The following is a 24,577-nucleotide window of genomic DNA, read 5'->3' as shown; positions in this document are numbered from 1 at the left end:
TGTCGTAAGAAGAGACTGCACGTAGCAACTATTGGATAACGAACGCTATCTATCGAGGAGGCTGACTGTCAATAACGCTTCCTTGCCGCATACACGCGGCATTCACGGCGGTGATTGAGGGCTTTACGGTTCGAGGGCTGAAGCTATGCATGCGCTGCGTGAACATTGGCTTTGGGGGCAATATCCAGCGAATTGGCAGTTGGTATGAGCACAAAATCGTCCATTGACAGCCAATCAATGCATTGGATAGCGTTCGTTATCTTTTTCGAGTCGCAGTGAAATCTGCAGGCATATGCGAGGTTCTGGAAATCATAAATCTGCCAGAACTAAGGGCGTTCAGCCGAATGTGTTAATAAAAAACTAATAATAACAATGGCTTGAGGTGCGAGATGCAAGACATGATGATGACGGAGCAACTGAGCATCAGCGCAATAATGCTACATGCCGAGCAGGTTGCTGCGGATGTGCAGATAGTCTCGGTACTCAGCGATGGCACTCGACATCGCTACACCTACGCTGAGGCGTTCGCTCGCAGTCGCCGGCTGGCCAATGCGCTGGATCGTCTAGAGATACCACCAGGAGCTCGGGTCGGCACGTTGGCCTGGAATGATTACCGTCATTTTGAGCTCTACTACGCAGTGCCTTGCTCAGGAAGAGTCTGCCATACCATCAACCCGCGGTTGTTCCCCGAACAAGTCGCCTACATCATTCGCCACGCCGAGGACAGCGTACTTTTTCTCGATCCGCAGTTCATTCCGTTGCTGGAGCAACTGCACACCGAGCTAACAGGGGTACGCCACTACATTGCTCTTTGTCCGGCGCAAGATCTGCCGGCCAGTATCCTACCCAACCTGCTCAGTTACGAAGCCTTGCTGGAGAGCGAGTCGGATCTTTACGAGTGGCCGGAGTTGGAGGAGCGCACACCGAGCGGCCTGTGTTACACCTCGGGCACCACTGGTAATCCCAAGGGTGTTCTATACAGCCATCGGAGCACTGTATTGCACTGCCTCGCGAGTAACATGACCGACGTGATGGGCTTGCGTGCCCAAGATGTAGTGCTGCCGATAGTGCCGATGTTTCACGTTAATGCCTGGGGGATTCCATACAGCGCGGCAATGATCGGCGCTAAGCTGGTGCTACCTGGGCCCAAGGCCGGTGACGGGATGACGCTTGCCAGGCTTATCACCGAAGAGCAGGTTAGCTACGCGCTGGGCGTACCCACTGTCTGGCTGGCGCTGGCGCAGTATCTGGAACAGAGCGCTTCGCATATTTTCAGTTTGCGGCGGGCGGTGTCAGGTGGGGCTGCTTGTCCATTGGCGCTGATTGAACGAATGGCGCGCCACGGTGTGACTTTGGAAGTGGGTTGGGGCATGACTGAGACCAGTCCGCTAGGCGCCTACAACCGCCATCAACCATGGTATGACGCGCTGTCCGCTGAAGAGCGCGGCCGTCAAATGATCAAAGCGGGTCGCCAAGTGTTCGGCGTCCAATTGCGTATTGTCGATGAGCAGGGACACGAACTTCCCCGTAACGGCTCAACTTTTGGCGCGCTGCAGGCACGTGGCCTCTGGGTATGCGCCGGCTACTTCGGCGGAAAGCTGAGTCAGGGTTGGTTTGATACCGGCGACGTGGCCACTTTGGATCCCCGCGGGTACCTGCAGATTACCGACCGAACCAAGGACGTGATCAAGTCCGGCGGTGAATGGATAAGCTCCATCGACATCGAGAACGCGATGATGGCGCATCCGCAGGTAGCCGAAGCGACGGTAATTGGTGTGGCCCATCCGCGCTGGAGCGAGCGACCCTTGTTGTTGGTGGTGCCACGCCGCGACTGCTCCCCGAATGCGGACGAGTTGCTCGGATACCTCAAAGATAAGGTGGCTAAATGGTGGTTGCCCGATGCCTGCGTATTGCTCAGTGAGTTGCCTCACACGGCCACCGGAAAAGTCAGCAAGAAAGATCTACGCGTTGCTTTCAGAGATTACCAATGGCCAGCGCGTTAAGCGAAGTGGTACCGCCGGTTTGTGTGCCTCAGCTAATCGGACATCAATGTCTTGTTTGTTACGTCGAAGCAGCGCCAAGCGCCTGAACGCCCTTGACTAGCGTCCCAGCAGCACGTTGTGCAGCTAATGCCCGGACGACAGGTGTGAGGACGTTTACCACAACTCTTTGAGTGAACATCAATGAAGAATGATAAGCACCACTTCAGCCCCGATATGCGTAATGAAATGTGGTGTGACTTGTGTGGTGAACATGTGGCAGATATTCAACATATCCGGGCTCTGCCGTCACAGCCCACTGGGCTGACCGCATACAAATTGTGGCGCCAAGTCTTTCGGGGGAGGCGTAGTCATGTGGAACTACGTTGAGTTAAAGCATGAAGGGGGGATAGCAATAGTTCACTTGAATCGCCCTGACAAACACAATTCACTCACTACACCGATGCTGCTGGAGCTTATTGCTTGTGGGGAGTACCTGAAGTCTGATCATAAAATCCGCGCTGTAATCGTCACCGGTAACGGACCATCATTCTGCTCAGGTATGGATCTAAAAGCAGTTATGGCAGGCGGACGGCTTGCTAGATTTTTGAGTTTCCTACCACTTTGGAAACCAACCATGAACCGTTACCAAAAGGTTTCTATGGTATGGCGAACGCTTAGCGTACCCGTGATTGCGGCCATCCATGGCAACTGTTTCGGCGCTGGGTTGCAGATAGCTCTGGGGGCGGACATCCGGGTTGCCACTCCTAATTCTAAGTTATCGATTATGGAGTCTAACTGGGGGCTAGTGCCGGACATGGGAGGTACCGTGCTACTGAGGGAGCTGCTTCCTAAAGACCAGGCAATGGAATTAACTTTTTCCGGTCGCGTCCTCGGTGCGCACGAAGCGAAAGAGCTAGGTCTTATCACGCACGTTGCGGAAAGCCCGCTGGACGCGGCCCGACAACTCTGCAAAGAGTTTGAAACTCAATCTCCTGACGCTATAGCAGCCGGTAAGCGGCTCCTTGTCAGTGCCTGGAGCGCATCAAACTCCTCTTCACTAAGGTTGGAGCGGCTCTGGCAACGCAGAATCATTGGGAGGCCGAATCAGGCCATCGCAGTTAAGCGACGGTTGGGCGATCCACAGCAGAATTACCTCAACCGATCCTGGTGAGCGTTGTGGATGAATTGCCAACCGTCTTTGGATTTCAAAGGTAGCTCATGATGATCCGTCACTTCCAAGACATTCGTTCCATTGAGTCTGCGCCACTGCCGAACAGCAGCGTTGCTAGTACTTACGCCCTATTCGAGCGCAGTGCCAATCAGTATGCGAACACTACTGCGCTGAGTTTCTTTCTGCGCGTCGAGGATCACGCGCAACCTGTCCGTTGGAGCTACTCAGAGTTGCTCGCCGATATTACCCGTGCCGCTAATTTGTTTCACCGCCTAGGCGTGCAAAGGGAGGATGTGGTTGCGCTGGTCATGCCCAGTTTGCCGGAGACACACATTGCCACGTGGGGCGCCCAGACCGCGGGTATCGCCTTTGCCGTGAACAACCAACTTGAAGGTGTTCAGATGGCTGAGTTGCTGCGTGCGGCCAAGGCACGCTGGCTGGTTACTGTGAGCGCCGACTCGGATGCAGATATTTGGGCGCGCGTCCAAGCGGCCATCGCTGAACTGCCAGATTTGCTCGGTGTGCTGGTAGTTGATGTGAGGCGCTATCTACCGCAGCCTCCCGACACCCAGCTGAAGGGGCGACTCGGTCGATTGCCCGTATATGACTTCAATCGTGATTTGCTGAATGAATCTGGAAAGCAGCTCAATTTCGCGCCGCCAAAGTTGGACGACATGGCTGCCTATTTTTGCACCGGAGGCACTACGGGAGTGCCCAAAATTGCCCGCCATAGCCAGCGCAACGAAGTACTCTTCTGCGGTCAGTTGGAAGCGACGGTAGGTGGCTCGGTGCTGGGCGAAGGGCTTACCGTACTTACGGCATTGCCTCTGTTCCACGTAAATGGACTGATACTTACTGGTTTGGCAGTTTTTGCCGCAGGCGGCCATGTCCTGCTCGCAACTCCAGCAGGCTATCGGACCCCACAATTGATTCCGCGCTTTTGGGAGATTGTCGCTACCCACAAAGTCAGCAGTTACTCGGGGGTACCGACCATCTTTTCCGCGCTGATGCAGGTGCCGGTAGGCGAATGGGATACCAGCTCTCTGACGGTCGCTATCTGCGGTGCTGCCCCGATGCCGGCAGAAATTATTCGCCGCTTTGAGCGGCACACTGGGCAACGCATTCTCGAAGGTTACGGACTGACTGAGGGCACCTGTGCCTCGTCGGTCAATCCCGATAGCGGTGAGTCCCGTGCGGGGTCCGTCGGCATGCGCATCCCCTGGCAAAATATGCGTGCCATGTTGCTGGATGAGCAAGGGCGATGGTTGCGCGATTCGGAGGTCGACGAGGTTGGCATTATATGTATCAGTGGACCCAACGTTTTTGCTGGCTACCTTGACGAGACGCACAACAAGGGCGCCTGGTTCGATTCCCCAGATGGTCGACGCTGGTTTAACACAGGCGACCTCGGACGTTGCGATGGTGAAGGTTATTTCTGGCTTACCGGGCGCAAGAAGGAACTGATCATCCGCGGTGGGCATAATATCGACCCGCGTAGTATCGAGGATGTACTTGCGGCCCACCCGGCGGTGGCGATGTGTGCAGCCGTGGCCCGCCCGGATAGCTATGCCGGTGAATTGCCGGTCGCCTATGTACAGCTACGCACCGGCGTCAAGGTGCGCGTGGACGAACTGCAGGAATATGCCTCCCTGCACATTGCCGAGCGAGCCGCCGTTCCCAAGGAAGTAATCCTAATCGATGCCTTTCCGCTGACGGCAATCGGCAAAATCTTTAAGCCCGCACTTCTTTTGCGTGAAGTCCAACAACTTGTATATCGAGAAGCGGCTGCGCTCGGGATGGAGCTTCAGTACGTGCGGGTAGAACAGGATGCTACGCGAGGGATCGTTGCCCAATACCGGGGAATTGGCGATGTAACTGCTCTGGCTGAGGCTCTGGCCGGGTATGCCTTTTCCAGTGAGGCGGTGTAGTCGCTTACAACCATGCAAGGAGCGAAGATGCATCTAGATCATTTATGCAGTCAGACGGGTAGGGGGCGGCTCTCTGATAATTGCCCACTACTTTTTCCAGGCGCTAAGTAGATGCTCGAGCCCCTGCAACGTTCTGTCTACGAAGCTCTCATCGGTGGCACCTTCGGGAATCCGTAGGGCGTTATTTAGGGCGAGGGAGGAGAGGCCGTGGATGAACGACCAGCCGGCGAGGGAGGCCCTCCGGACCTCTCCAGAATCAAGATCCTGTTCGAGATAATCGGCGATGCTGCGCTTGAGCGCGACAAAGGCTTCCTCTCGAGCAACACGCAGCTCCGGGATCATTTCGCCGCTGGCGATCTCGGGGCCGAACATGAGTTGATACAGCGCTGGATTGCTGCGGGCGAAATTGAAGTAGCCCACGCTGATATTGCGTTGGCTCTGCAGGCTGGTGCGGTCGACATCGGTTTGCATAAATACCTTTGCGAGTTCGCGGAAACCTTGGGCAGCCAAGTGACCAATCAGGTCTGCCCGATTCGCGTAGTGGTGATAAGTGGCCGCTGAGCTGACACCAATTCTTTTGGACACGGCCCGCAGCGAGAGCTGGGCTGGCCCGACCTCTTCGAGCATCTCTCGAGCTGCTTCAAGCAGCAGAAACGCCAAGTTGCCCACATGGTATGTATCGCGTGTAACAGGGGAGGGTTTGGTCATAAATGTAAGGCCTGGGCTGGAAGTAATCGCCCCCTAAATGGGTTTGAACAGGGGGAACTTTAACATGCTGATCACCACTTGGCGGCGCTACGTTACCGCCGTCCCTGAAGGCTCCATCGAGTCGTGTCAGTCAGCATAAAGAATTGGGATCCAGACGCCTTTGCTGGCCTTTGGTATTAGTTTAACTGGGTGGGCTAGGGCGATTCGATCAACACATGTCGTTGGCGTTTTTTGCCTCAGCTTGCAGATTCACAACTACCAAAAGGAACTGTGTTTTGAAAGACTCTGCTTTCGGCTTTGACTGGTTAGTGATTGGCTCCGGTTTCGGAGGCAGCGTCTCGGCGTTACGTCTTGCGGAAAAGGGTTATCGCGTCGGGGTGTTTGAACGCGGCCGGCGCTATCGCGACGAAGATTTCGCCAAGTCAGCGTGGCAATTAGGCAAATTCCTCTGGGCGCCAAAAATTGGTCTAAAGGGGATTTTGCGCATGGCTGTGTTTCGCCACGTCAGCGCTGTAGGAGGGGCCGGCGTTGGTGGTGGTAGCCTCGTGTACTCCAATACGCTGTACCGCGCAAAACCGGAATTCTTTGACAATCCTCAATGGAGAGCGCTCGGCGATTGGAGCGAATTGCTGCAGCAGCACTACGACACTGCTGAGCAAATGCTCGGTGTTAAGACGGTCCCATTCGACTCCGTCAACCAGCAATTGACTCGCGAAATGGCGCGTCACTTCGGCACCGAAGATACGGTCATGCGCACGCCTTGCGCAGTGTATTTTGGCGAGCAGGGCGTAACCGTTCGCGATCCCTACTTTGGTGGCGCGGGTCCTGAGCGCACCGGCTGTACGCGTTGCGGCAATTGCTCGATAGGTTGCCGGGTCGGAGCCAAGAATACGCTGGTTAAAAATTACCTTTGGTTTGCCGAGAAACTCGGTGTGAAAATTTTTGCAGAACACCAGGTCGTCGATGTGAAGCCGCTGGGAGCGGTGGACGGTACTGATGGTTACTTGGTTACCACTGAGCGGCCCGGTGCTTGGTTCGCCCGCGACAGACAGACGCATACCGCACGTGGTGTAATCTTTGCCAGTGGAGCACTGGGCACCAATGAGTTGCTAGCTAACTGCAAGCACGGTGGTTCGCTTCCAAGAATCAGCGACCGTCTCGGAGAACTTGTACGCACCAACAGTGAGTCAATCCTGACCGTACGTCTGCCCGAAGATCGCAAGACTTGGAATGACGTTTCTATCAGCAGCAGCGTACACGTTAACCACGACACCCATATCGAACTAGTTAATTGGGGGCCGAAGGCCGATTTCATGAGCCTGAGTTACACGGTACTGGTCGGTGACGGTACCCGCTTGACGCGCCCGATTAAATGGCTGGGCAGTATCTTATTGCATCCATTTCAATGGCTGAAAACAATCCTGCCCATCGGTTGGAGCCGACGCACAGTGATGTTGCTGGTAATGCAAGCATTGGATAATGCCATTGCCTTTCGCGCGCGAAAACGTTGGTTTGGTCGAGGTTACCGCCTCATCACCGAGCAAGATCGCGACAAGCCCAATCCTAGCTACATCGAAGTCGGCAATCAGGCAGCGCAGTGGCTCGCCAAACATACCGGCGGCATCGCTCAGAGCAACGCATTCGAGGCGCTGGGTAATATCCCAAACACGGCGCATCTGATCGGCGGCGCGGTGATTGGTGTGGATGCTGCTAGCGGAGTTATTGATCACCAGTTGCACATCTTCGGCTATCAAAACCTGTTGGTGTGCGATGGCTCAGCAGTTCCGGCGAATCCCGGTGTGAATCCGTCGCTCACGATCACGGCGCTCGCAGAGTTTGCAATGGCACGGATTCCACTGGCCAAGTCGTCGCGACTTGAAGAAGCGTCAATGGTCCCAAGTATATAGGTGGCCCATTAGTCACCAAGATGTTCGCCACCGTGGGCGCTCTTGATTAGCAGGCGGTTACTTATGGGCGTCTTGGTGAATGAGTTTGATCGCGTTTGGATAGTTAGTACCCAATGCCGCATCCTTGCGCAGCAAGCCCATGTCACCAACCATTCGAGATTATGATTATCCCCCTTGATGGCAGGACGTTGAGGTGGATGGATGCTGCGACTGATCAATGATGTCAGCGCATCAACTATTTCGGGCTTTGGTCAACAAACCATGAATACGTCAAATATCACCAAGGAGCCTGCCTGGTCGGGCGCGCGCAACGGCGCACGCGCCAGGGGCCTATCAAACGGTGCTGATAGCGCCTCGAATCGACGCTGGTATCTGCGCCATGCCGTATTCGGCGATAGCTGTGATGGTCAATGCCGGGTTTACCCCAGGATTCGCGGGCATGGCAGCAGCATCACAAACCAACAAGTTCTGGTAACCGAACACATGCAAGTTTTCATCGACTACGCCACTTGACGCATCCTTGCCGATAAACGCACCGCCAAATATATGTACCGTTGTGGGAATGTTAACCACCTCAGCTACGCTGCTTAATGGAATGCCCCCAGTGCGCTGAGCCAGCCATTGGGCTGCCCGGTGACCGGCTTCAACGAAGACCGGTGCGGGCTTCTCCAGAGCTTCCTCTGTGACCATCCTGAAGCCTCGCCCGAACAAGCGCTTCTTTGCCCGCAACCTTATAGAATTGTCCCGCGCCTGCATGACTAACATCAGCAAGGTGTCTCTGCTCCAGCCGAAGGGCCACAGTAATTTCAGCGCGTTTACAGGGTGCTTCACCATGTTGCCCACCCACTTAAATGGCCGGGTGAGGCGGTTTCCATCGCCAACAAGCTGGGTGAAAAATAGGCTGTAGAAGTCCGCATTGGGACCGTAGGTTAGGATCTCGACCTGAGTATCCCCATCAATCGTTAGGCGGCTGCTCACCGTCACATCTTTCCAGGACTGGTTACTCTCCGGCATGCGCGCGCCTACTACGGTCTCGCTGTTGGTACGCACCAAATCACCAAGCCGATCGCTGATGCGAGGCAGGGAGCCCCTATGTTTACAGTTAGCCAGCAGAGTGTTGGTTCCGACCGCTCCGCCAGCAAAGACTACGCCGCGCGCAGTATGTACCTGTCTATCCCGATTGAACCAGGCTCCAGGACGTTCTGTCGTCACAAGATAACCGTCACTGCCATCCTTGGCACTGATAGGCGTTACGTCGACAACTTGGCGTTCAGGTAGAACCTGGACACCTTTCTTCTCAGCGAACCATAAATAGTTCTTTGTCAGCGAGTTGGCTGCTCCCGTGCGGCAACCTATCAAGCATTCACCGCAACGCGTGCAGCCGGTGCGATCAGGACCTTCTCCGCCGAAGTAGGGGTCCTTGACAGTCTTACCCGACTCTCCGAAAAACACAGCCACTGGCGCAAGGGAGTAACTCTCCTTGTCTCCGAAATGTTCCGCCATTTCTTGGGAGAGCTTTTGATTGAACGACCCATAGGGCGAAGTATTCGCGCCCAGCATACGCTCCGCTTCTTTGTAGTGTGGTTGTAGCCGCACACTCCAGTCACCAAGACCAGCCCACTGTGCATCTTGGAAGAACTCGGGGCGAGCGCGGAATAAAACGCCGCCGTAAACCAGACTACCTCCGCCAACGCCGTTTTGTCCGTTAGTAAGTACGTGGCGGAACAGCATATTACTCATAATGCCTTTCAGGCCCAGGCCTGGCGCCCATAAATGTTTGCTGAACTGCCAGGCCGACTTAGGTAGATCTTTGTCGCCGTATCGTCTGCCACGTTCGATAACGCCCACTCGGTAGCCTTTCTCTGCCAGACGTAATGCCGAGACGCTACCGCCAAAACCTGAGCCAACAATCAACCAATCAAAATCCATAAAAGAGTCTGTCATGCCGGTCTTCTCTCAGTCGTAATAGGAACTCTTAGCTGCTTCCTTGAGGGCAGTTGAAAAGAAGGAAACGTGCTGTGACCAACTCTCAGATGACGAAACGAGTCCGATATCTGGATGGTTCTCCTCCATGGTCAAAAACGAAGGTGATAGCAGGCTCAGCACTGTTCCCATCGCTATGCCAGGGTTGTTAATCGGTCGGAACCGGTGGTCCACGTTTCCGGCACTGATCACCATCGTAAAGACCCGTAGCGCGTATCCCTCGACCATCAATGGGGTGACCGGGACGCTGCAAGTCAGTCCTTGACGGAGCCTGAGGATGACCACGACGACGTTTCGACGGCGGCAAAATATTCGTCTTCACCATCGAGTCTGATCATTCGCCGGGCAGAGCGCTCGGCCAATAAGGCAGGTTCCAGGGGTGGTACAAACGCGTTATCCACCAGTGTGTACTCCGCGGCGAGTCGACCCACTGGAGCAATTGCTCCGAAGTCCACTCGGCCGTTGACGTAAATGTCGTCGCGGATGTGGAAGTTGATCACGTATCCCCATACCACGTGTTGACCGCCCGGGGCCTCGAAGATCTTGTTCACTTTGCACTCCATCGCCACTGGGCTGCCCGCCACACGCGGTGGACTGACCGATGTTGACTCGACTTTGGTCAGTCCAGTGATGTCGAACTCGTCCACATCCGGTTCGAAGTCCTTCGCGGTGGTGTGAACCTCAAAGACTTGGGGAAGCGTCACCATGTTGACGACAAATTCTCCGGTATCGCGAATGTTGATGAAGGTGTCCTTTAAAGACCCGTCAGACTTCGGCTGGATGGTGAGCGATACGCCACCGGGGACGCAGGTAAAAAATGAGATGGGGGCAAGATTCGCCACTCCACCCGAGGACAGAGTGCTGACCCATGCTATCGGCCGGGGAATTATCGAACCGATCATTAGTTTGTAGGCGGACGTATGGTCGAGACCTGCTGCCGGAATGAGCATTCGGCGACTCCTAATTTTTTAGCGGTTGATTTGCGCTGATGTGAATTTGTCGGGTTCACGGCGGACATCGCTCAGCGCTTCAGGACCTGTGCGTGAGCGAAGTTCAGGCTATGAACAAATCTTATCACTGTCAAGATCTAATGGTTGAGCAGGAGAATAGTCTACGGGTATTAGGCGCGTGGCTTGTTAGCGCGGTGAGGCTTCAATCGTCCGGGTGAGCATTGATCCCGACCGAGTTAGGGCTGAAATAGCGCTTGGCAGGTCGGAGTGCTTCTATGCTTCCTCGGCGAGAGGGGGGGGTGTACCTGGCCCCCAAAAAATCAGCAGATTTCGTTGGCTTATTCCCGCGTCTTTTTCGAATAGCCAGCCACGAATAGCCGAACACCACTTAGCACAAGTGCATTGACGTCTTCAGCCGTTTGCTGCTCGCCTAGGAGGGCACGCTCTCTAGCCTCGCCATACACCAGCAACCCAAACTGGCGTACTGATTTAGGAAGATCAGGGATAACAAAATTGCCTTGATCAATCTGTCTGCGAAGGTAGTCCAGTAGCGTGCTGCGAAAGAGCTCCATCTCGCGATTGTAGAGTGCAGCCAGGCTTGGGAACCTCGGTATTTCAGAAAGGATAAGACGGTATATCCCAAGCTCAAGTGGCGATGTCCAGGTCGTGGCAATTCTCAATCCGAACGCCAGAAGCACACGTTCAGGGTCTCCATCAGCAGCAGCCATGTCGGCAGCCAATAATCCGTGAGATGCATTTGCGATCTCATCCACAACTGCGAAGAAGAGCGCTTCCTTGTTGGGGTAGCGGGCATAGATGGTTTTCTTCGAAACACCAGCTTTGCGAGCAATGCGATCCACATTGGCGTTGCCAAAGCCCTCAGCAAGGAACTCGTCGGTTGCGACACGAAGAAGGTGCGCGCGACGGGCTTCAGCCTGGGCCTTTGGCGGACGCCCAGGGCTGATTCTGGATGGCGTTGCTTGGGTAGAAACGGAGTAGGTCAATTGGGGATTCCTGTTTTCGATGCCTGAACTATCGCACGTTGAGCCTGCTTGACACATGAACTTATCAGCGCTAAGTTCGATTAAAGGAACTTAATAGTTCCATTAATCCGTGCGCTTGAGGAGCTAACCATGGCTGGGCTTGAAATCAAGATTGCTGATGGCATTGCGACACTAACCATCAACAATCCTCCGCAAAACAGGCTCAGCAATGAGCTTATGGCGGGCTTCATGGATGTTGTCCGCAGGGTCAATGAAGATCGAGATATCCGGGTACTTTTGGTTCGGGCGGACGGACCGAACTTTAGTTTTGGTGGTGACATCAGCAGATGGCTCGAGCTGGGGCCAGGTGAAATGCATGACCAACTCGCTGCAGCCATTCAGCTGTTCAATGCATTCGAGCAGCTTCCGGTTCCAGTAGTCGCCGCCGTCCAGGGCAGGTGTCTAGGAGGTGGTTTCGAACTAGTGCTTCGGGCTGACGTGATCATTGCGTCAGAGAAGGCTGTGTTCGGCCACCCAGAGCAGAGCTTGGGGGTTGTTACCTTGCTTGGTGGAGTCCAGCGCGTGGCTGAGCGTGCGGGCCGTACACGCGCTATGCGTTGGGCGCTTACCTCTGAGCACGTGTCAGCTGCAGAGATGCATGCTGCGGGTGTAATCACCGAAATCGCTCTTGATGGTTATCTTGACGATGTGGCCAACACATGGGTGGCTCGCTTAGCCAAAGGTCCAACTCGGGCTCACGCTGGCCATAAAAAGATGCTTGGCGCATGGGCAACCGGTGGTATCGAAGCCGCTGATGAGCTACTTCCCGCAATGGCTGAAGAGTTGATCCAGACGACAGATGCCCGTCGTGGCATCGCATCGGCACAGGACGCTTTGCGTCGTGGCGTTGAGCGTCCAGTTCTGAAATTCGACGGTAAGTAAAGGAGCTAATGATGAGTGCAGTCGATGCGAATCTGGATGTTCTGAAAAACGTAAAGCCAGAAGCTCTGGGCGATTTGGAGCAAACCCGCGCGGATGTAATCGAGTGGTTCTTTCATGATTACTTGCCGCGCTGGGTTGCTGCCGGCAATGGCCAGTCTGGCGAGGGCCCTGAATTTATTCTCGAGTACTGGGGCACACCGCTGCATGTTACTGGCTTGGGTCAATCTTTCTGGTGTCTGGAAGAAAAAGACATTCTTACATTTCTGGAAATGAACCATGGGCCACTCAAAGAAGCGGGTTACAGCCACACGGTTGTACCGGATAAGCGAGTGTTCGTTTACAGCTCCGTTGGCGCTGCCGTAGAGGTTATCTGGTCGAGACGTAGGGCTGATGAAAGCGAAATCATGCGTGTCGCGGTTCACTTCGAGATTGCACGTAGCCCCAAGGGATGGCGCGTCATTGGCACTCAAGCGCTCGCCATGGACAAGGCCACCTTGGCCGAAGTCTGGCCACGCTAGTTAGGAGAAAAGCGATGAGTTTAAGTGAGCCAATTTATCCGCCCTTAGTGATGCCTGATTCCGTCATGCGTGAAAAGGTCACGATTTGGAGTAGCGGCGTTGCCCTTGATGGCGATGTTTACCGTCCGCGCGTAGCGCAACCTTCTGCGCCAGCAATAGTGCTCTGTCACGGCTTCGGCGGTAGCAAGCTCACTGGCGAGCGTTACGCGGCAAAATTTGCAGAAGCCGGGATGATTGCGCTGACGTTTACGCAATCGACTTGGTTTGGATCGGCCCCCCAGATTCGGATGCGCCGCGAGACCAGGTTGGAAATTTCCGTCGACGCCTCGCCGCAAGTTGATCTTGTTCGTGACGTTGTTGACCCCATTGCCTGGATTCAGAACTTCCTGGCTGCCGTCGATTACATCGAAGGTGAACCCGGTGTCGACCCCGAGCGGATAGGCGCTTGGGGGACCAGTTTTGGCGGCGGCACAGCGATGCACTGTGCTGCAAATGACGCACGTATTCGGGCCTTGAGCGTGCAGGTCGCCAATGTTGCTCCACTCTCTGGCGCGATGTTGGCGCTTGCTAAGCAAAGGGCAATTGCCTCCGCGCGTGGCAGCTACGATCCGGTCGCGCAGGGGTTCGATCCGGCTCCTGGGCTTCCGGGATTTGCCGACCTGGGCAAGTGGACGCAGTACAACCCGCTCAGCCAGTTGGACCGGCTTAGCGTCCCAACGTCGATGATTGATGCGGGAGAGGAAAAGATGTTCGCGATCTCTGAGAACAGTGGGCGAGCTTACGAGATATTGAAGGAAAAGCATGGCCAGATTGCGCGCTATGAAGTGATTCCAGGCATCGACCACTACGGGATTTATTTTGATGGATACGACCGCAGCAGCAAGCTGGCACTCGAATGGTTTGAGCGCCATCTCTTGGAAAGAGGTCAGGAATCGTCATGAACCGTGAGACGATGAAGTCCGTCCATACCGCTGTGGGGCGCGTCAGCTTTTATGTTTCGAATGGCCATCGTTGGCACGCCACAGCACTGCTCTGGCCGAGTCTGTTCACGAGTGGACATGCGTCTTGGGAACCGCAGCTAGCCACACTGCATGCCCTCGGTTATCGAACCATCCTCATTGATCCACCGGGACATGGTGCAAGCGGTTTACCGCCGCCGCGGTTTTCGTTGCGCCAGTGCAGTGAAGCTGCTCTGCAGATACTTGATAATGAGGGTGTACAGCGCGCGGCATTTCTAGGCATATCTTGGGGCGGTTTTGTTGCCTTGCAGACGGCAATTATCGCGCCTGATCGCGTGAGCTCCATGGTGCTTAGTAATACATCCGCATCCCGTACGAGCGCCATGATTCGGCTCCGCGACGGTGTCGTTTCCCAATTGATCCGCATTGGTTTTCCCCAGCGTTTCGGCTTATCGGGAAGCTTGGGGGAAATGGCAATTGTAAATCTCCTCGGGGACCGAAAGCGCAGAGAAGACCCAGAGTTCGCGAGCCGACTGGCTCAGGAGATTAACGACCTTAATAAGGTTGCGCTTTCACGTGCCGTAACGTCTGTGTTGGTGAAGCGCGAAGACCTCCTTCGCCATCTTCATCTCATTCGAATTCCTACGCTTGTAGTTGCTGGCGCTTGCGATCAAGCGCTTCCTCCAGCCAAGCATGCCGCACTCATCGCCAACGAAATCGTTGGGGCGAAGTATGAGCTGATTCCTGAAGTCGCTCACCTCGCACCACGGGAGGCACCGTGGGAATTTGCATCGCTGTTGAAGTCTTTTCTCGCTTCTGAACCGGTGTTAGATCGAGAGGCGATGCTCTGGTGAATACTCTCACATGCAATCAGAGGCCGTTTCGTTGCAAGTTTAGTTGCGCCCTATTTACCGAGGCTCATTGACGAGCAGAAGTCCAACCACTCGCGGCGATTGGGTTCTCCGACCTGCTGATTCTGGAGTCAACATGAACAACAAGAATCCACTCTCTCAGTCTCTACAATTGCCCTGTGGCGCGACTCTGTCTAACCGCATTTGCAAAGCTGCTATGACCGAAGGTATCGCTGATCGGTATCTGCGCGCGACTGATCGCCACGCGCAACTGTATCGCACCTGGTCAGAAGGCGGCGCGGGCCTGCTGCTCACGGGTAATGTGATGATCGACCGGCGGGTGATGGAGCGTCCCGGTAATGTAGCCATTGATCCGGCGATGCCAGATCCACAATCCATGGTGCGGCTGGAAGCCTGGGCGCGGGCCGGAACGGTCAATGGTAACCACTTGTGGATGCAGATTAGTCACGCTGGCCGGCAGTCTCCCTGGTATGTCGCTAGCGAGCCTTTGGCTCCCTCTGCTGTACAGCTTGATATTGCAGGTAACTACCGGCGTCCGCGAGCGCTGCGCGAGGAGGAGATTCTAGATTTCATTCAGCGCTTTGCGTCGGTGGCTCGCACCGCACGCGAAGCGGGTTTCACTGGGGTACAGATTCATGGCGCTCACGGTTATCTAATTAGCTCTTTCCTGTCGCCAGTTACCAACCGCCGCACCGATGCTTGGGGTGGCAGTCTTGAGAATCGCGCGCGCTTCCTGTTGGAGGTAATCAAGGCGACGCGTAAGGCGGTTGGTCCCGACTTCCCTGTAGGACTCAAGCTGAATTCCTCCGACTTTCAGAAGGGCGGCTTCTCTCATGAGGAATGCTTGCAGGTAGTGCACTGGCTCAACGACAGCAGTATTGACCTGCTGGAAGTTTCCGGCGGTACCTATGAACAGCCGCGCTTGATCGGCGCAATTGGCGATGAGCGCACTGCGGAGGAAATGCCCAAAGCTGACAGCACGCGCCGGCGTGAGGCCTATTTTCTAGAGTATGCGGCGGCTATCCGTCAAGTAGCGACGATGCCGATGATGGTTACCGGTGGCTTTCGCACGCTCGAAGGCATGGAACTGGCAATGATCGAGGACAATATTGACGTGATCGGCCTCGGCCGCCCCCTATGCACTGATCCTGACGTGCCGAAGCGCCTCTTAACCGGTGAGCTCAGCACGCTACCAGGCTACGAGCGCGACTTGCGCTGGGGAACGGGCGTGTTCGGGCCGACAAGCAAAGTCATGCTGTTTAAGGCGGTCAATTTGCTCGGGCAGCAGGGATGGTATTACCAGCAGATCGCGCGGCTCAGCGACGGCCTAGCGCCAGTGCGGGGGCGCGGCGTTTTCAGCGCATTCATGCGCTACCAATATGATGAACATGTGACCGCCTGGCACATGCGTCGGGTTCGTCGTCACTCCAATTAGGCACGGAAGGCGGTTCGACTCCTTACCTCTCATATGCGACAGCCGAGGAGGCGCGAGCGCCTCGTAGACAACGGTATGGAAACCCTCGTCTGAAAATAATTTAAAGGAACACCCCATTACGAGCGGAGGAACTGACTACTGCAAAAATTGATGTGTTTGTCGTCTGACGCCCGAGAATCCATTGCGGTGTGGACGACGTTTTCTCAAAAACAAGAGATGGAGTAGCGTCAATGACAACAACAATAAAATCGTTAACAGCCATATCGCTGGCCTTCGGTCTGTTCTGCAGTCCTATTTTCGCTGCAGTTCCGCCTAGCGAAGTGCCTAAGTTAGGTACATCTTTGACCCCAGCAGGGGCCGAGAAAGCTGGCAACGCAAGTGGAGAGATCCCCGCATGGGAGGGCGGTCTGCCGCAGAATGCCGGCGCCGTTGACAGTAAAGGTTTCCTAGCCGATCCCTTCTCCGCGGAAAAGCCGCTGTTCGTAATTACCGCGCAGAATATGGACAAGTACAAGGAACGTCTAACGCCAGGACAACAGGCGATGTTCAAGCGCTATCCGGAAACATATCGGATGCCGGTATTCAAGACTCATCGGACCGCTGGATTTCCTCAGAACTGGTTCGATATGACCCGAAAGAACGCCACAGAAGTAAATTTGGTGGCGGGGGGTAACGGCGTGGAAAACTTTCATGGGGGTATTCCTTTCCCGATCCCACAAAACGGCTTGGAGGTAATAAGCAATCACCAAAACCATTATGCCCAGAGTATGCGTCGTGACTTCAACGTAGTTTCACCCATGCCAGACGGTGCTTACACCATGGTGCGGATGGATGACGAAATCATGCCCTTTTTCGACATGAAGAATCCGCCGGACAATCTTAAGTTTTACCTCAAAATCTCTGTTACTTCTCCAGCACGCCTGGCGGGTGACGTTACACTGATACACGAGCCACTTGATCAGGTGAAAGAGCCGCGTTCAGCCTGGATTTACAATGCGGGCCAGCGTCGTGTGCGTCGCGCGCCACAGGTTGCCTATGATGGACCCGGTACAGCTTCTGATGGCATGCGCACCCAGGACAACTACGATATGTTCAATGGAGCGCCTGATCGTTACGACTGGCAGTTGGTGGGCAAGAAAGAAATGTACATTCCTTATAATAGCTATCGTCTCGATTCACCATCTTTAAAGTACGACGAAATCATCAAGGCGGGGCATGTTAATCAGGATCTAACTCGTTATGAGCTGCATCGAGTCTGGCACGTAACTGCGACACTGAAACCGGAAATGCGGCATATCTACGCCAAACGAGACTTTTACATCGATGAGGACAGTTGGCTGGTTGCAGAAGTTGACCACTATGACGGTCGCGGCACATTGTGGCGTGTCGGCGAGGCTCACGCGCAGTTTTACTACCATAAACAACTACCGTGGTACACGATCGAAACATTGTACGACTTGGTTGCGGGACGATATCACGTCATAGGATTAAAGAACGAAAGTCCGCATTCTTGGGCGTTCAGGCCGGCCGACTTGCAGGAAAGTTCATTTACACCTGCGGCTCTGCGTCAGGCGGGAATACGTTAACGGTACGTCTGATAATGCCGTGGCATAGCGAGATAGGTTTTCCAATCTAGATCCTTCTGAATGCCTGGCCCATCGTAATGAATAATCGGGATTTCATAACTGTCTCTTTGACGTTTTCGCCATAGCCGGTAAATGGACGGTTTAGGCAGGCGGAGCTATTGCCTGATACTGGCGTAGTGGCGAAGACGTGGGGGAGGACACTGCAGATCCGTGGCGGATGCCATGTGATTCTCTAACGAGGGGATTTGCTTCCCCATGAGGGCATTAGGGTAATTCAACTAGCATCCACGAAATCATCAGGCCAGCCAGACCAATTTATAAAGTGTATCCGTCGACATTGTATCTCCAATATTGAACTCAGAGGTGTGACGCACTTGTGCGCGTCTATAACCAACTAGGAAAACACATGAAAACAATAATAAGATGTGCCATCTTCAATTCAAAAGCGTTGACTATCGGTATCGCGTTAGGCTGTACAGCGCAAGCACAAGCTGTTTCATTTAAAATGGGCGAAGTCGACGCTCAACTCGATTCGTCATTGTCGCTGGGCGTGAGTTTTTCCACGCAAAGCGCCAGTCAAGGACTAATCGGCACGGCAAACGGTGGCCATGGTCAATCGACCACGGGCGATGACAACCGCTTGAATTTCAATAAAGGTGATGCTTTTTCGGAAATTTTTAAAGGTGTCCACGACTTGCAATTGAAGTGGGCTGACAGCGGTGTGTTCTTGCGTGGAAAGTATTGGTATGACGCCGCGCTGCAGAACCGTGACCTGGACTTTAAGAACGTCAGCAATGACGGTCGCAAAGAAGCGGCCAAATCCTCGGGTTACCAGCTGCTCGACGCTTTCGTCTACCATAACTACGTTATCGCCGACCTACCGGGCGCTGTTCGGCTAGGCAAGCAGGTCGTCAGTTGGGGTGAAAGTACCTTCATTGGTAACTCCGTCAACTCGATCAACCCTATCGACGTCTCCGCGTTCAGGCGTCCCGGCGCTGAAATCAAGGAAGGCCTGATTCCTGTTAATATGGTGTTCGGCTCGCAAAGCCTGACTGAGCAGCTCAGTGTTGAGGGTTTCTACCAATTGCAATGGCAAGAAACCGTCGTCGACAACTGCGGCACTTTCTTCGGTAGCGATGTTTTGGCCGAAGGCTGTAACAACAACTACACCGCTGGCAGCCCGGCCATTGCCCCGCTGGCACCAGTTGCCGCTGCATTTGGACAGGGGATCACGGTGACACCCGAAGGAGTGGTCGTTCCTCGGGGTAGCAAGCGCGATCCAAAAAATAAAGGGCAATTCGGTATTGCCTTGCGTTGGTTAGGTGAGGGCACTGAATACGGTGCCTATTTCGAAAACTTGCACAGCCGCGCACCGGTCTTGAGCACCAAAACTGCTAGTCTTGCGACCTTGAATGCCATTCCGAACATTATCGCCACGGCAAACGGGCTGGCTCCCGGCAGCGGTTTAGGTCTCGCACAGAGCGTTATGCTCGGTAACGGTCGGTACTATCTTGAGTATCCCGAAGATGTGCGTTTGTTCGGCCTTAGTTTCGCCACCACCCTGCCAGAAGGCACGGCATGGTCTGGTGAAGTCAGCTACCGGCCGAACGCTCCGGTGCAACTCAATGCAACTGACCTGACTCGGGCACTGCTCAACCCAATCGCCGGTGGACTTGCGTCACCAATTACCTCAGCACCAGGTGAGGACAACAAAGGCTACAGACGTAAAGAAATCACTCAGGTGCAATCGACGCTGACTCATTTCTACGATCAAGCGCTGGGAGCAGACCGCCTAACTATTATCGGTGAAGCCGCGGTGGTACACGTGGGTGGTCTGGAGTCACGGAATGATCTGCGTTACGGTCGTGACACAGCGTTCGGTGCCTATGGTTTCAACGGCGATACAAACGGGTATGTGACAGCGACTTCTTGGGGATACCGCGCCAGGGCCATCCTTGATTATGCCAACGCCTTTGCCGGGATCAACCTTAAGCCAAACCTATCCTGGTCGCACGACGTCAAAGGCTACGGTCCGAACGGTCTTTTCAACCAAGGAGCCAAAGCCATGAGCGTAGGTCTCGATGCTGATTATCGAAGTACCTACACTGCAAACCTCAGCTACACCAACTTCTGGGGTGGTGACTACAATACTCTGGTTGATCGTGACTTCGCGTCAATAAGCATTGGCGTAAACTTCTGATTATCTTGGAAAAAGCTAATTCTGCACCAGGCGATTCAGCGGCGTGGGGTCGTGAGATGCGTGTCTTCTGATCGTTTCCCCGCCTCATTGTATTCGGTATTGAAAGTGAGTTTCCTGCCCTAACCTAGCCGTGCATGTATTGGCGGCTTGGTCGCACTGTCACGATCGCTATCGCAGAAGATGATCTGTACCCATGTTTGAACTGCTTCGGTTACGCAGTCATCTCAACGGTAGAGCGACCGAACGTTTCGAATACTACAAACCGAGACATCCTGTACAGCCCGATGTAGTGGCATTGCCTGGCTGTGATCAGGGGAGGGGATAGGCGAATTTTCATCGTTTCTTACCAACAGGCGAGACAAAATATCGGTTTTGGCTTACATTATGATCGAACTCAAAAGCACCATTTTGGCTCAGTTGATCAAGCAAATCAGGAAACGATGAAAGTTTCACGAGAAAAAGCAAAAGAAAATCACGAGCGAGTCGTTGATACCGCCGCTGCTATGCTACGAGAACATGGCTATGACGGGATCGGGATTGCCGACATGATGAAGGCTGCCGGGCTGACGCAGGGCGGTTTCTACCGCAACTTCACGTCCAAGGACGATCTAATCGTCAAGGCTACCGAGCATGCACTGGAAGCCACCCGAGCGATGCTTCAGGAAAAAATTGCTTCCGCGCCCGAAATGGCCTTTAAAATCGTGATAGAGCAATATCTTTCGTGTGAACATCGCGACGGAACAGCTAGCGGGTGTGTTCTTCCCGCGCTGGCGGCTGATTCAGCTCGCCGTGACGATCCGGCGCTGCGCTCGGTATTCGTCGACGCTATTGATGGTTACCTTCAGTCTCTTAACGCTATCGCCCCTACTATGCCGGAGGGATCGCGGTCGCGCGCGCCAGCTGCGATCCTTGCTGAGATGGTCGGTGCTGTGGTGCTAGCACGCGCGCTGGGGGAGGGCGACAGGGCCAATAACCTGCTAAAGGCGGTAACTCGCGATTTGCTCGAGGCTCCATAGCTGATTAGACACAAAACTGAATGCCCGTATTTAACGAGCACATTCGCGCTGTTCGAGATGCAGCTCAAGCATTCCTCTTCAGCTTCATTCCCTTGCCATATGAATTTGTCGTTCGACCGGGGCGAGTTGCAGGCCCTCCGCTGTTAACTTGTGGATGTGCAGGTTTCTAATTCAGCGTTACGTGCATAAGCGACATCTTTCATTGGTGTGACGCTAGTCGCTTAGAAGATGAGCTACCTTTGTACACTGCGTACATCAGGCCTAACCGGTAAGCAAGGTGACTTATTTATTCTTAACGCGGTCGTGCGTGACCGCACGAATCGAGAGATTATGGATCTTCAGACCAAGCCACTGAGATTTCGTGGAGATGGGCCACCGGCAAGCTTTCTGCACGCGAATGGATTTCCGCCAGCAGCCTACGAGCCTTTCCTTAAAGCCTTATCCCGGCATCTTGATGTCACTGCATATCCGATGCGATCTCTGAGCGGAGCTCCACTCGACTCTGGCACCCAGTGGTCCGATCTGGGCCACGAGCTCGCTACACAAGTGGGACCTGGCACCATCGCTATTGGCCATTCCCTAGGGGCAACAGCATCAATGACGGCAGTGGCGGAACACCCGGACCTCTTTTCGGCGCTCGTAGTGATAGAGCCTGCAATGTTAAATCGGTGGTTGTCTTTCGGATTTCGGTTCGTGCCGTACTTTATTCGTCAACGAATCGGCCCCGCAGCGAAGGCGCGTGTGAAACGGGATCGTTGGCCAGATCGGCAGGCTTTCTTAGAGAGTTGCCGACGTTCCGGGCTTTACGCCGGCATGTCCGAGCGGGGGCTGCAGATCTTCGCTGACGCGGCGTTGTACGAAACTGATGGAGGGGTGACGCTAACATTCCCAAAAGACTGGGAAGCCCACTTCTATACAAACCCACCATGGCCAGCCCAGATATTTGGAAAAATCCGAAAGCCGGTGGTTGGTCTACGCGGTCGCAGCACCATTTTCCTCGACGATACGCGGTGGCGTGATCTTACTTCCCGTCAACCGACGGGATGGTTCGAGCAAATGTTGGATGCTGGACATCTCCTTCCGCTCGAACATCCGGAGTTTGCAGCAGCCATGGTGATAGAAGGACTTCAGGCTGTTGGCGTAGTGCCAATAACAAAGTGACACTGCACATAGCTAAAATCAGGAAATGCAGAGATCAACCGTCGACTATGATTCAGATCGGGATGTTGACGGCTACGGGTGTCGTAATGATGCTGTTGGTGATGAGGTGGTTTTTGCAACGCTACAGTGCTTGATATATATAGGCGTTAGATTCCCCTGGCGCTAGAGGGATCTCAGCAGCGAGTAGAATTTCGCGTAAGCCTGCGTTATCGGTGCGAACTTTCCATTGATATCCATCCTCGCGTTGTCTTGAGTTTCTAGTTTGGATTGCCGCAAGCAATGCCTCACTTCCGGGGAAGTACACGGCCAACCCGTCACCTTTCCAGCTCGCGACGCTCATCCCTAAAGACTCACATATCGCCACCTTGGCTGCTGCGTCGTCGACATCTGCCTGTTTTGATTCGTTGATCAACAATCTCAGCGGTGGATTAGCAACGCCGTCGCTGCAGAGAATGTCACCATTTCCCCAGGACTCAGGGGGGCATATCTTGTTTTCTTTACGCAATTCGATAAAAGGATTTATTTCCATTGGGTAAATTCTACAAACCAATGGACGCTCTTCGTAGATTCCGCAAAGGTTATTTTCTTGCAAGTTAGGGCAGCGCTTTAAAGCGTTGGCTGCAAAAATTGCAATAATGTGAAGTCGTCCCTTGTCCTTATTAACTATAGCGGCTCGACTAGTGTTGTGTATGTATTCTGGCGAAATCTCTGGGTCTGTCAAATAGCTGAAAGCCTCGAGTATAATGGCAACATGATCGCCTCGGTCGAGCCATTTTTCGGCTTCCGCTATAGTCAACGGAATCAGCCTTTCCTTACAACAAGCTCCACAGGTCACGCATGTATATCGAACTGTGCTGTTTTCCATTATATTCCACCAAGTGCAAGTTGCATTTGCCACTTTTCATTTGTTTTAGAAACATTCATTATTGAGTTGTGTCGGTCAGCTGAGCTAAAAAGAGAATTAAGCCTGCAGTTCGCAGTCGCTTGGCCGTGCCGGATTGCTGGCGGTGTAAAGCGATGTATCATCCGATGCTTCCTTTGTGCTGGACTGCCTGTCCGGCGAAGGTTACTATCAATTCAGTACTGAGTCGATATCGAAACGATATGAACGAAAATTTATTTCTTTCTAGCTCCTGCCTGATCGAGCGGACCTTAAAATCGGTAGGCGATCAGTGGAGCATTTTGATCCTAAGGGATGCACACAGCGGCATTCGCCGTTTCGATGAGCTTAGAAAAAGCCTAGGCATCGCCCCATCAATGCTGACCAAGCGGCTGGCAATGCTCACCGAGGCAGGCTTGCTGGAAAAAAAACGCTATTCCGAAAGGCCCCCGCGTGACGAATACGTACTGACGGAGGCAGGGTGTGACTTCCTGCCTGTTCTCTTTATGATCGGAGCATGGGGGCGAAAACATCGGGGCGGGGGACAGATAGTGCGCTTTTTCGACGCCCAAACGGGCACCGAAATCAATGCGGTAGCAATTGATGAGACTACGGGGTGCCCGATCGGCTCTCGGGAAATTCGCGTCGTTTTGCCTGAATGACTCGTAGATATTGACTGTTGTTGGTCCGACGAAGCAATAACGCCCACTGAACGCCAATGGCCCCATCATCTTGTAAGCAGTCGCACGTACCTCAGCACACTGGAGCGAGGCCTCAAAAGCCTAACATGGCCATGCCGGGATTCTTTCCAGGCATCTTCGGCCGTCGATAGCCAAGCCGCAGGCTAGGATTTGCGTCTGGGAGTCCGATGACAAATCTTGATCCGTTACAGCACATGGGATCGACGTCGCGCAAATGCATACAGCGCAATCATCTGGCTGGGCGGTGAAATACGATGAGTCATTGGTACAAAAATTATACGTTGCTCGGCAGGAGGCCCTGCCGATGGAAACGGGTGGCGCGATCATCGGCGTCACGGATCTGGAAACAAAGACAATTGTCATCGTCGACGTGCTGCCGACGCCGACAGATAGTGAGGCCAGCCCGAGCCATTTCATTAGATGGCAAGAGGACCAGGCCGAAGTTCTGAAGGTAGTACACAAACGTACTGCCGGCATGGTGGATTATGTGGGCGAATGGCATTCGCATCCTGATGGGTGTCCAGCTCGTCCGAGTGAGCTAGATGAGAATTTATTGAGTACCTTGCATCGCCAGATGAGTATCGAGGGGTTGCCAGCGCTCATGGTGATCGCCGCCAAAGATGCAATAGGGATTTTTGTGCGTTGATTCGCCTGCTACAGTGAGCGTGGAACCTGAGCCGCGCTTTGATATCGAT

At 54.1% G+C, this 24,577-nt stretch carries 20 protein-coding genes; 15 read left to right on the top strand and 5 right to left on the bottom strand.

What is annotated here, in order from left to right:
* Positions 1 to 389 precede the first annotated feature (389 nt).
* From J3P88_RS16545 to J3P88_RS16535, 3 genes are all read left to right on the top strand, one after another.
* Positions 390 to 2,003: a long-chain fatty acid--CoA ligase gene (locus J3P88_RS16545; protein WP_434570303.1), complete on the top strand. Its 1,614-nt coding sequence runs from the start codon at positions 390 to 392 to the stop codon at positions 2,001 to 2,003.
* Between the two features lie 349 nt (positions 2,004 to 2,352).
* Positions 2,353 to 3,153, top strand: coding sequence for a crotonase/enoyl-CoA hydratase family protein (locus tag J3P88_RS16540; RefSeq protein ID WP_434570301.1), 801 nt, complete (start codon positions 2,353 to 2,355; stop codon positions 3,151 to 3,153).
* A 47-nt stretch (positions 3,154 to 3,200) separates the two neighbouring features.
* Entirely contained in the window at positions 3,201 to 5,081 is a 1,881-nt protein-coding gene (locus tag J3P88_RS16535) for an acyl-CoA synthetase (RefSeq protein WP_434570299.1), read from the top strand.
* An 87-nt stretch (positions 5,082 to 5,168) separates the two neighbouring features.
* Here J3P88_RS16535 and J3P88_RS16530 read toward each other — a convergent pair whose 3' ends face one another.
* On the bottom strand, positions 5,169 to 5,750 hold the full coding sequence (locus J3P88_RS16530) for a TetR/AcrR family transcriptional regulator (RefSeq protein ID WP_434576498.1): 582 nt from the start codon (positions 5,748 to 5,750) through the stop codon (positions 5,169 to 5,171).
* 314 nt (positions 5,751 to 6,064) lie between these two features.
* Between J3P88_RS16530 and J3P88_RS16525 the strand changes: the two genes are divergently transcribed.
* The gene (locus tag J3P88_RS16525) at positions 6,065 to 7,696 is read left to right on the top strand and encodes a GMC oxidoreductase (protein ID WP_434570297.1); all 1,632 of its coding nucleotides are present in this window, start codon (positions 6,065 to 6,067) and stop codon (positions 7,694 to 7,696) included.
* A 333-nt stretch (positions 7,697 to 8,029) separates the two neighbouring features.
* Here J3P88_RS16525 and J3P88_RS16520 read toward each other — a convergent pair whose 3' ends face one another.
* From J3P88_RS16520 to J3P88_RS16510, 3 genes are all read right to left on the bottom strand, one after another.
* Positions 8,030 to 9,640 carry a GMC oxidoreductase gene (locus tag J3P88_RS16520; protein ID WP_434570295.1) on the bottom strand — a complete coding sequence of 537 codons (1,611 nt, stop codon included), beginning with the start codon at positions 9,638 to 9,640 and terminating at the stop codon, positions 8,030 to 8,032.
* Positions 9,641 to 9,933: 293 nt separating this feature from the next.
* A complete protein-coding gene (locus J3P88_RS16515) occupies positions 9,934 to 10,629 on the bottom strand; it encodes a flavin reductase family protein (protein WP_434570293.1) in 696 nt (231 codons plus the stop codon).
* Positions 10,630 to 10,967: 338 nt separating this feature from the next.
* A complete protein-coding gene (locus J3P88_RS16510) occupies positions 10,968 to 11,633 on the bottom strand; it encodes a TetR/AcrR family transcriptional regulator (protein WP_434570291.1) in 666 nt (221 codons plus the stop codon).
* A 129-nt stretch (positions 11,634 to 11,762) separates the two neighbouring features.
* On the opposite strand from J3P88_RS16510, the gene J3P88_RS16505 reads away from it, so the two are divergent.
* The 9 genes from J3P88_RS16505 (at position 11,763) to J3P88_RS16465 (ending at position 22,301) form a co-directional block, all read left to right on the top strand.
* A complete protein-coding gene (locus tag J3P88_RS16505; RefSeq protein ID WP_434570289.1) occupies positions 11,763 to 12,554 on the top strand; it encodes an enoyl-CoA hydratase/isomerase family protein in 792 nt (263 codons plus the stop codon).
* Between the two features lie 11 nt (positions 12,555 to 12,565).
* On the top strand, positions 12,566 to 13,072 hold the full coding sequence (locus tag J3P88_RS16500) for a DUF6841 family protein (protein ID WP_434570287.1): 507 nt from the start codon (positions 12,566 to 12,568) through the stop codon (positions 13,070 to 13,072).
* A gap of 14 nt (positions 13,073 to 13,086) precedes the next feature.
* Positions 13,087 to 14,013, top strand: coding sequence for an alpha/beta hydrolase (locus tag J3P88_RS16495; RefSeq protein WP_434570286.1), 927 nt, complete (start codon positions 13,087 to 13,089; stop codon positions 14,011 to 14,013).
* Positions 14,010 to 14,885 carry an alpha/beta fold hydrolase gene (locus J3P88_RS16490; protein ID WP_434570284.1) on the top strand — a complete coding sequence of 292 codons (876 nt, stop codon included), beginning with the start codon at positions 14,010 to 14,012 and terminating at the stop codon, positions 14,883 to 14,885. Before J3P88_RS16495 ends, J3P88_RS16490 begins: the two co-directional genes overlap by 4 nt.
* Before the next feature lie 133 nt (positions 14,886 to 15,018).
* The gene (locus tag J3P88_RS16485; protein ID WP_434570282.1) at positions 15,019 to 16,338 is read left to right on the top strand and encodes an NADH:flavin oxidoreductase/NADH oxidase family protein; all 1,320 of its coding nucleotides are present in this window, start codon (positions 15,019 to 15,021) and stop codon (positions 16,336 to 16,338) included.
* 230 nt (positions 16,339 to 16,568) lie between these two features.
* On the top strand, positions 16,569 to 17,924 hold the full coding sequence (locus J3P88_RS16480) for a DUF1329 domain-containing protein (RefSeq protein WP_434570280.1): 1,356 nt from the start codon (positions 16,569 to 16,571) through the stop codon (positions 17,922 to 17,924).
* A gap of 406 nt (positions 17,925 to 18,330) precedes the next feature.
* Entirely contained in the window at positions 18,331 to 20,124 is a 1,794-nt protein-coding gene (locus J3P88_RS16475) for a DUF1302 domain-containing protein (protein ID WP_434570278.1), read from the top strand.
* Positions 20,125 to 20,564: 440 nt separating this feature from the next.
* Positions 20,565 to 21,140, top strand: a complete 576-nt coding sequence (locus tag J3P88_RS16470; protein WP_434570276.1) for a TetR/AcrR family transcriptional regulator — start codon at positions 20,565 to 20,567, stop codon at positions 21,138 to 21,140.
* A gap of 228 nt (positions 21,141 to 21,368) precedes the next feature.
* Entirely contained in the window at positions 21,369 to 22,301 is a 933-nt protein-coding gene (locus J3P88_RS16465) for an alpha/beta fold hydrolase (protein WP_434570274.1), read from the top strand.
* Positions 22,302 to 22,422: 121 nt separating this feature from the next.
* Here the strand turns inward: J3P88_RS16465 and J3P88_RS16460 are convergent, their stop codons facing one another.
* A complete protein-coding gene (locus J3P88_RS16460; protein WP_434570272.1) occupies positions 22,423 to 23,166 on the bottom strand; it encodes a YkgJ family cysteine cluster protein in 744 nt (247 codons plus the stop codon).
* A gap of 239 nt (positions 23,167 to 23,405) precedes the next feature.
* Here J3P88_RS16460 and J3P88_RS16455 point away from each other — a divergent pair, with 239 nt between their 5' ends.
* Together J3P88_RS16455 and J3P88_RS16450 are read left to right on the top strand one after the other, a co-directional pair.
* A complete protein-coding gene (locus J3P88_RS16455) occupies positions 23,406 to 23,843 on the top strand; it encodes a winged helix-turn-helix transcriptional regulator (RefSeq protein WP_434570270.1) in 438 nt (145 codons plus the stop codon).
* Between the two features lie 253 nt (positions 23,844 to 24,096).
* Positions 24,097 to 24,528, top strand: coding sequence for a Mov34/MPN/PAD-1 family protein (locus J3P88_RS16450; protein ID WP_434570268.1), 432 nt, complete (start codon positions 24,097 to 24,099; stop codon positions 24,526 to 24,528).
* The last annotated feature ends 49 nt before the right edge of the window (positions 24,529 to 24,577 follow it).

Source organism: Pseudomonas sp. Z3-6, from assembly GCF_051131985.1.
GTDB lineage: Bacteria > Pseudomonadota > Gammaproteobacteria > Pseudomonadales > Pseudomonadaceae > Aquipseudomonas > Aquipseudomonas zanjanensis.
This window is presented reverse-complemented; position numbering and strand designations above follow the sequence as displayed.

Coding starts and splice junctions, on each gene's coding strand:
- J3P88_RS16545 (WP_434570303.1), top strand. CDS start 390: ATGCAAGACATGATGATGACGGAGCAACTGAGCATCAGCGCAATAATG.
- J3P88_RS16540 (WP_434570301.1), top strand. CDS start 2,353: ATGTGGAACTACGTTGAGTTAAAGCATGAAGGGGGGATAGCAATAGTT.
- J3P88_RS16535 (WP_434570299.1), top strand. CDS start 3,201: ATGATGATCCGTCACTTCCAAGACATTCGTTCCATTGAGTCTGCGCCA.
- J3P88_RS16520 (WP_434570295.1), bottom strand. CDS start 9,640: ATGACAGACTCTTTTATGGATTTTGATTGGTTGATTGTTGGCTCAGGT.
- J3P88_RS16515 (WP_434570293.1), bottom strand. CDS start 10,629: ATGCTCATTCCGGCAGCAGGTCTCGACCATACGTCCGCCTACAAACTA.
- J3P88_RS16505 (WP_434570289.1), top strand. CDS start 11,763: ATGGCTGGGCTTGAAATCAAGATTGCTGATGGCATTGCGACACTAACC.
- J3P88_RS16500 (WP_434570287.1), top strand. CDS start 12,566: ATGAGTGCAGTCGATGCGAATCTGGATGTTCTGAAAAACGTAAAGCCA.
- J3P88_RS16495 (WP_434570286.1), top strand. CDS start 13,087: ATGAGTTTAAGTGAGCCAATTTATCCGCCCTTAGTGATGCCTGATTCC.
- J3P88_RS16490 (WP_434570284.1), top strand. CDS start 14,010: ATGAACCGTGAGACGATGAAGTCCGTCCATACCGCTGTGGGGCGCGTC.
- J3P88_RS16485 (WP_434570282.1), top strand. CDS start 15,019: ATGAACAACAAGAATCCACTCTCTCAGTCTCTACAATTGCCCTGTGGC.
- J3P88_RS16480 (WP_434570280.1), top strand. CDS start 16,569: ATGACAACAACAATAAAATCGTTAACAGCCATATCGCTGGCCTTCGGT.
- J3P88_RS16475 (WP_434570278.1), top strand. CDS start 18,331: ATGAAAACAATAATAAGATGTGCCATCTTCAATTCAAAAGCGTTGACT.
- J3P88_RS16470 (WP_434570276.1), top strand. CDS start 20,565: ATGAAAGTTTCACGAGAAAAAGCAAAAGAAAATCACGAGCGAGTCGTT.
- J3P88_RS16465 (WP_434570274.1), top strand. CDS start 21,369: ATGAGCTACCTTTGTACACTGCGTACATCAGGCCTAACCGGTAAGCAA.
- J3P88_RS16460 (WP_434570272.1), bottom strand. CDS start 23,166: ATGGAAAACAGCACAGTTCGATATACATGCGTGACCTGTGGAGCTTGT.
- J3P88_RS16455 (WP_434570270.1), top strand. CDS start 23,406: ATGAACGAAAATTTATTTCTTTCTAGCTCCTGCCTGATCGAGCGGACC.
- J3P88_RS16450 (WP_434570268.1), top strand. CDS start 24,097: ATGCATACAGCGCAATCATCTGGCTGGGCGGTGAAATACGATGAGTCA.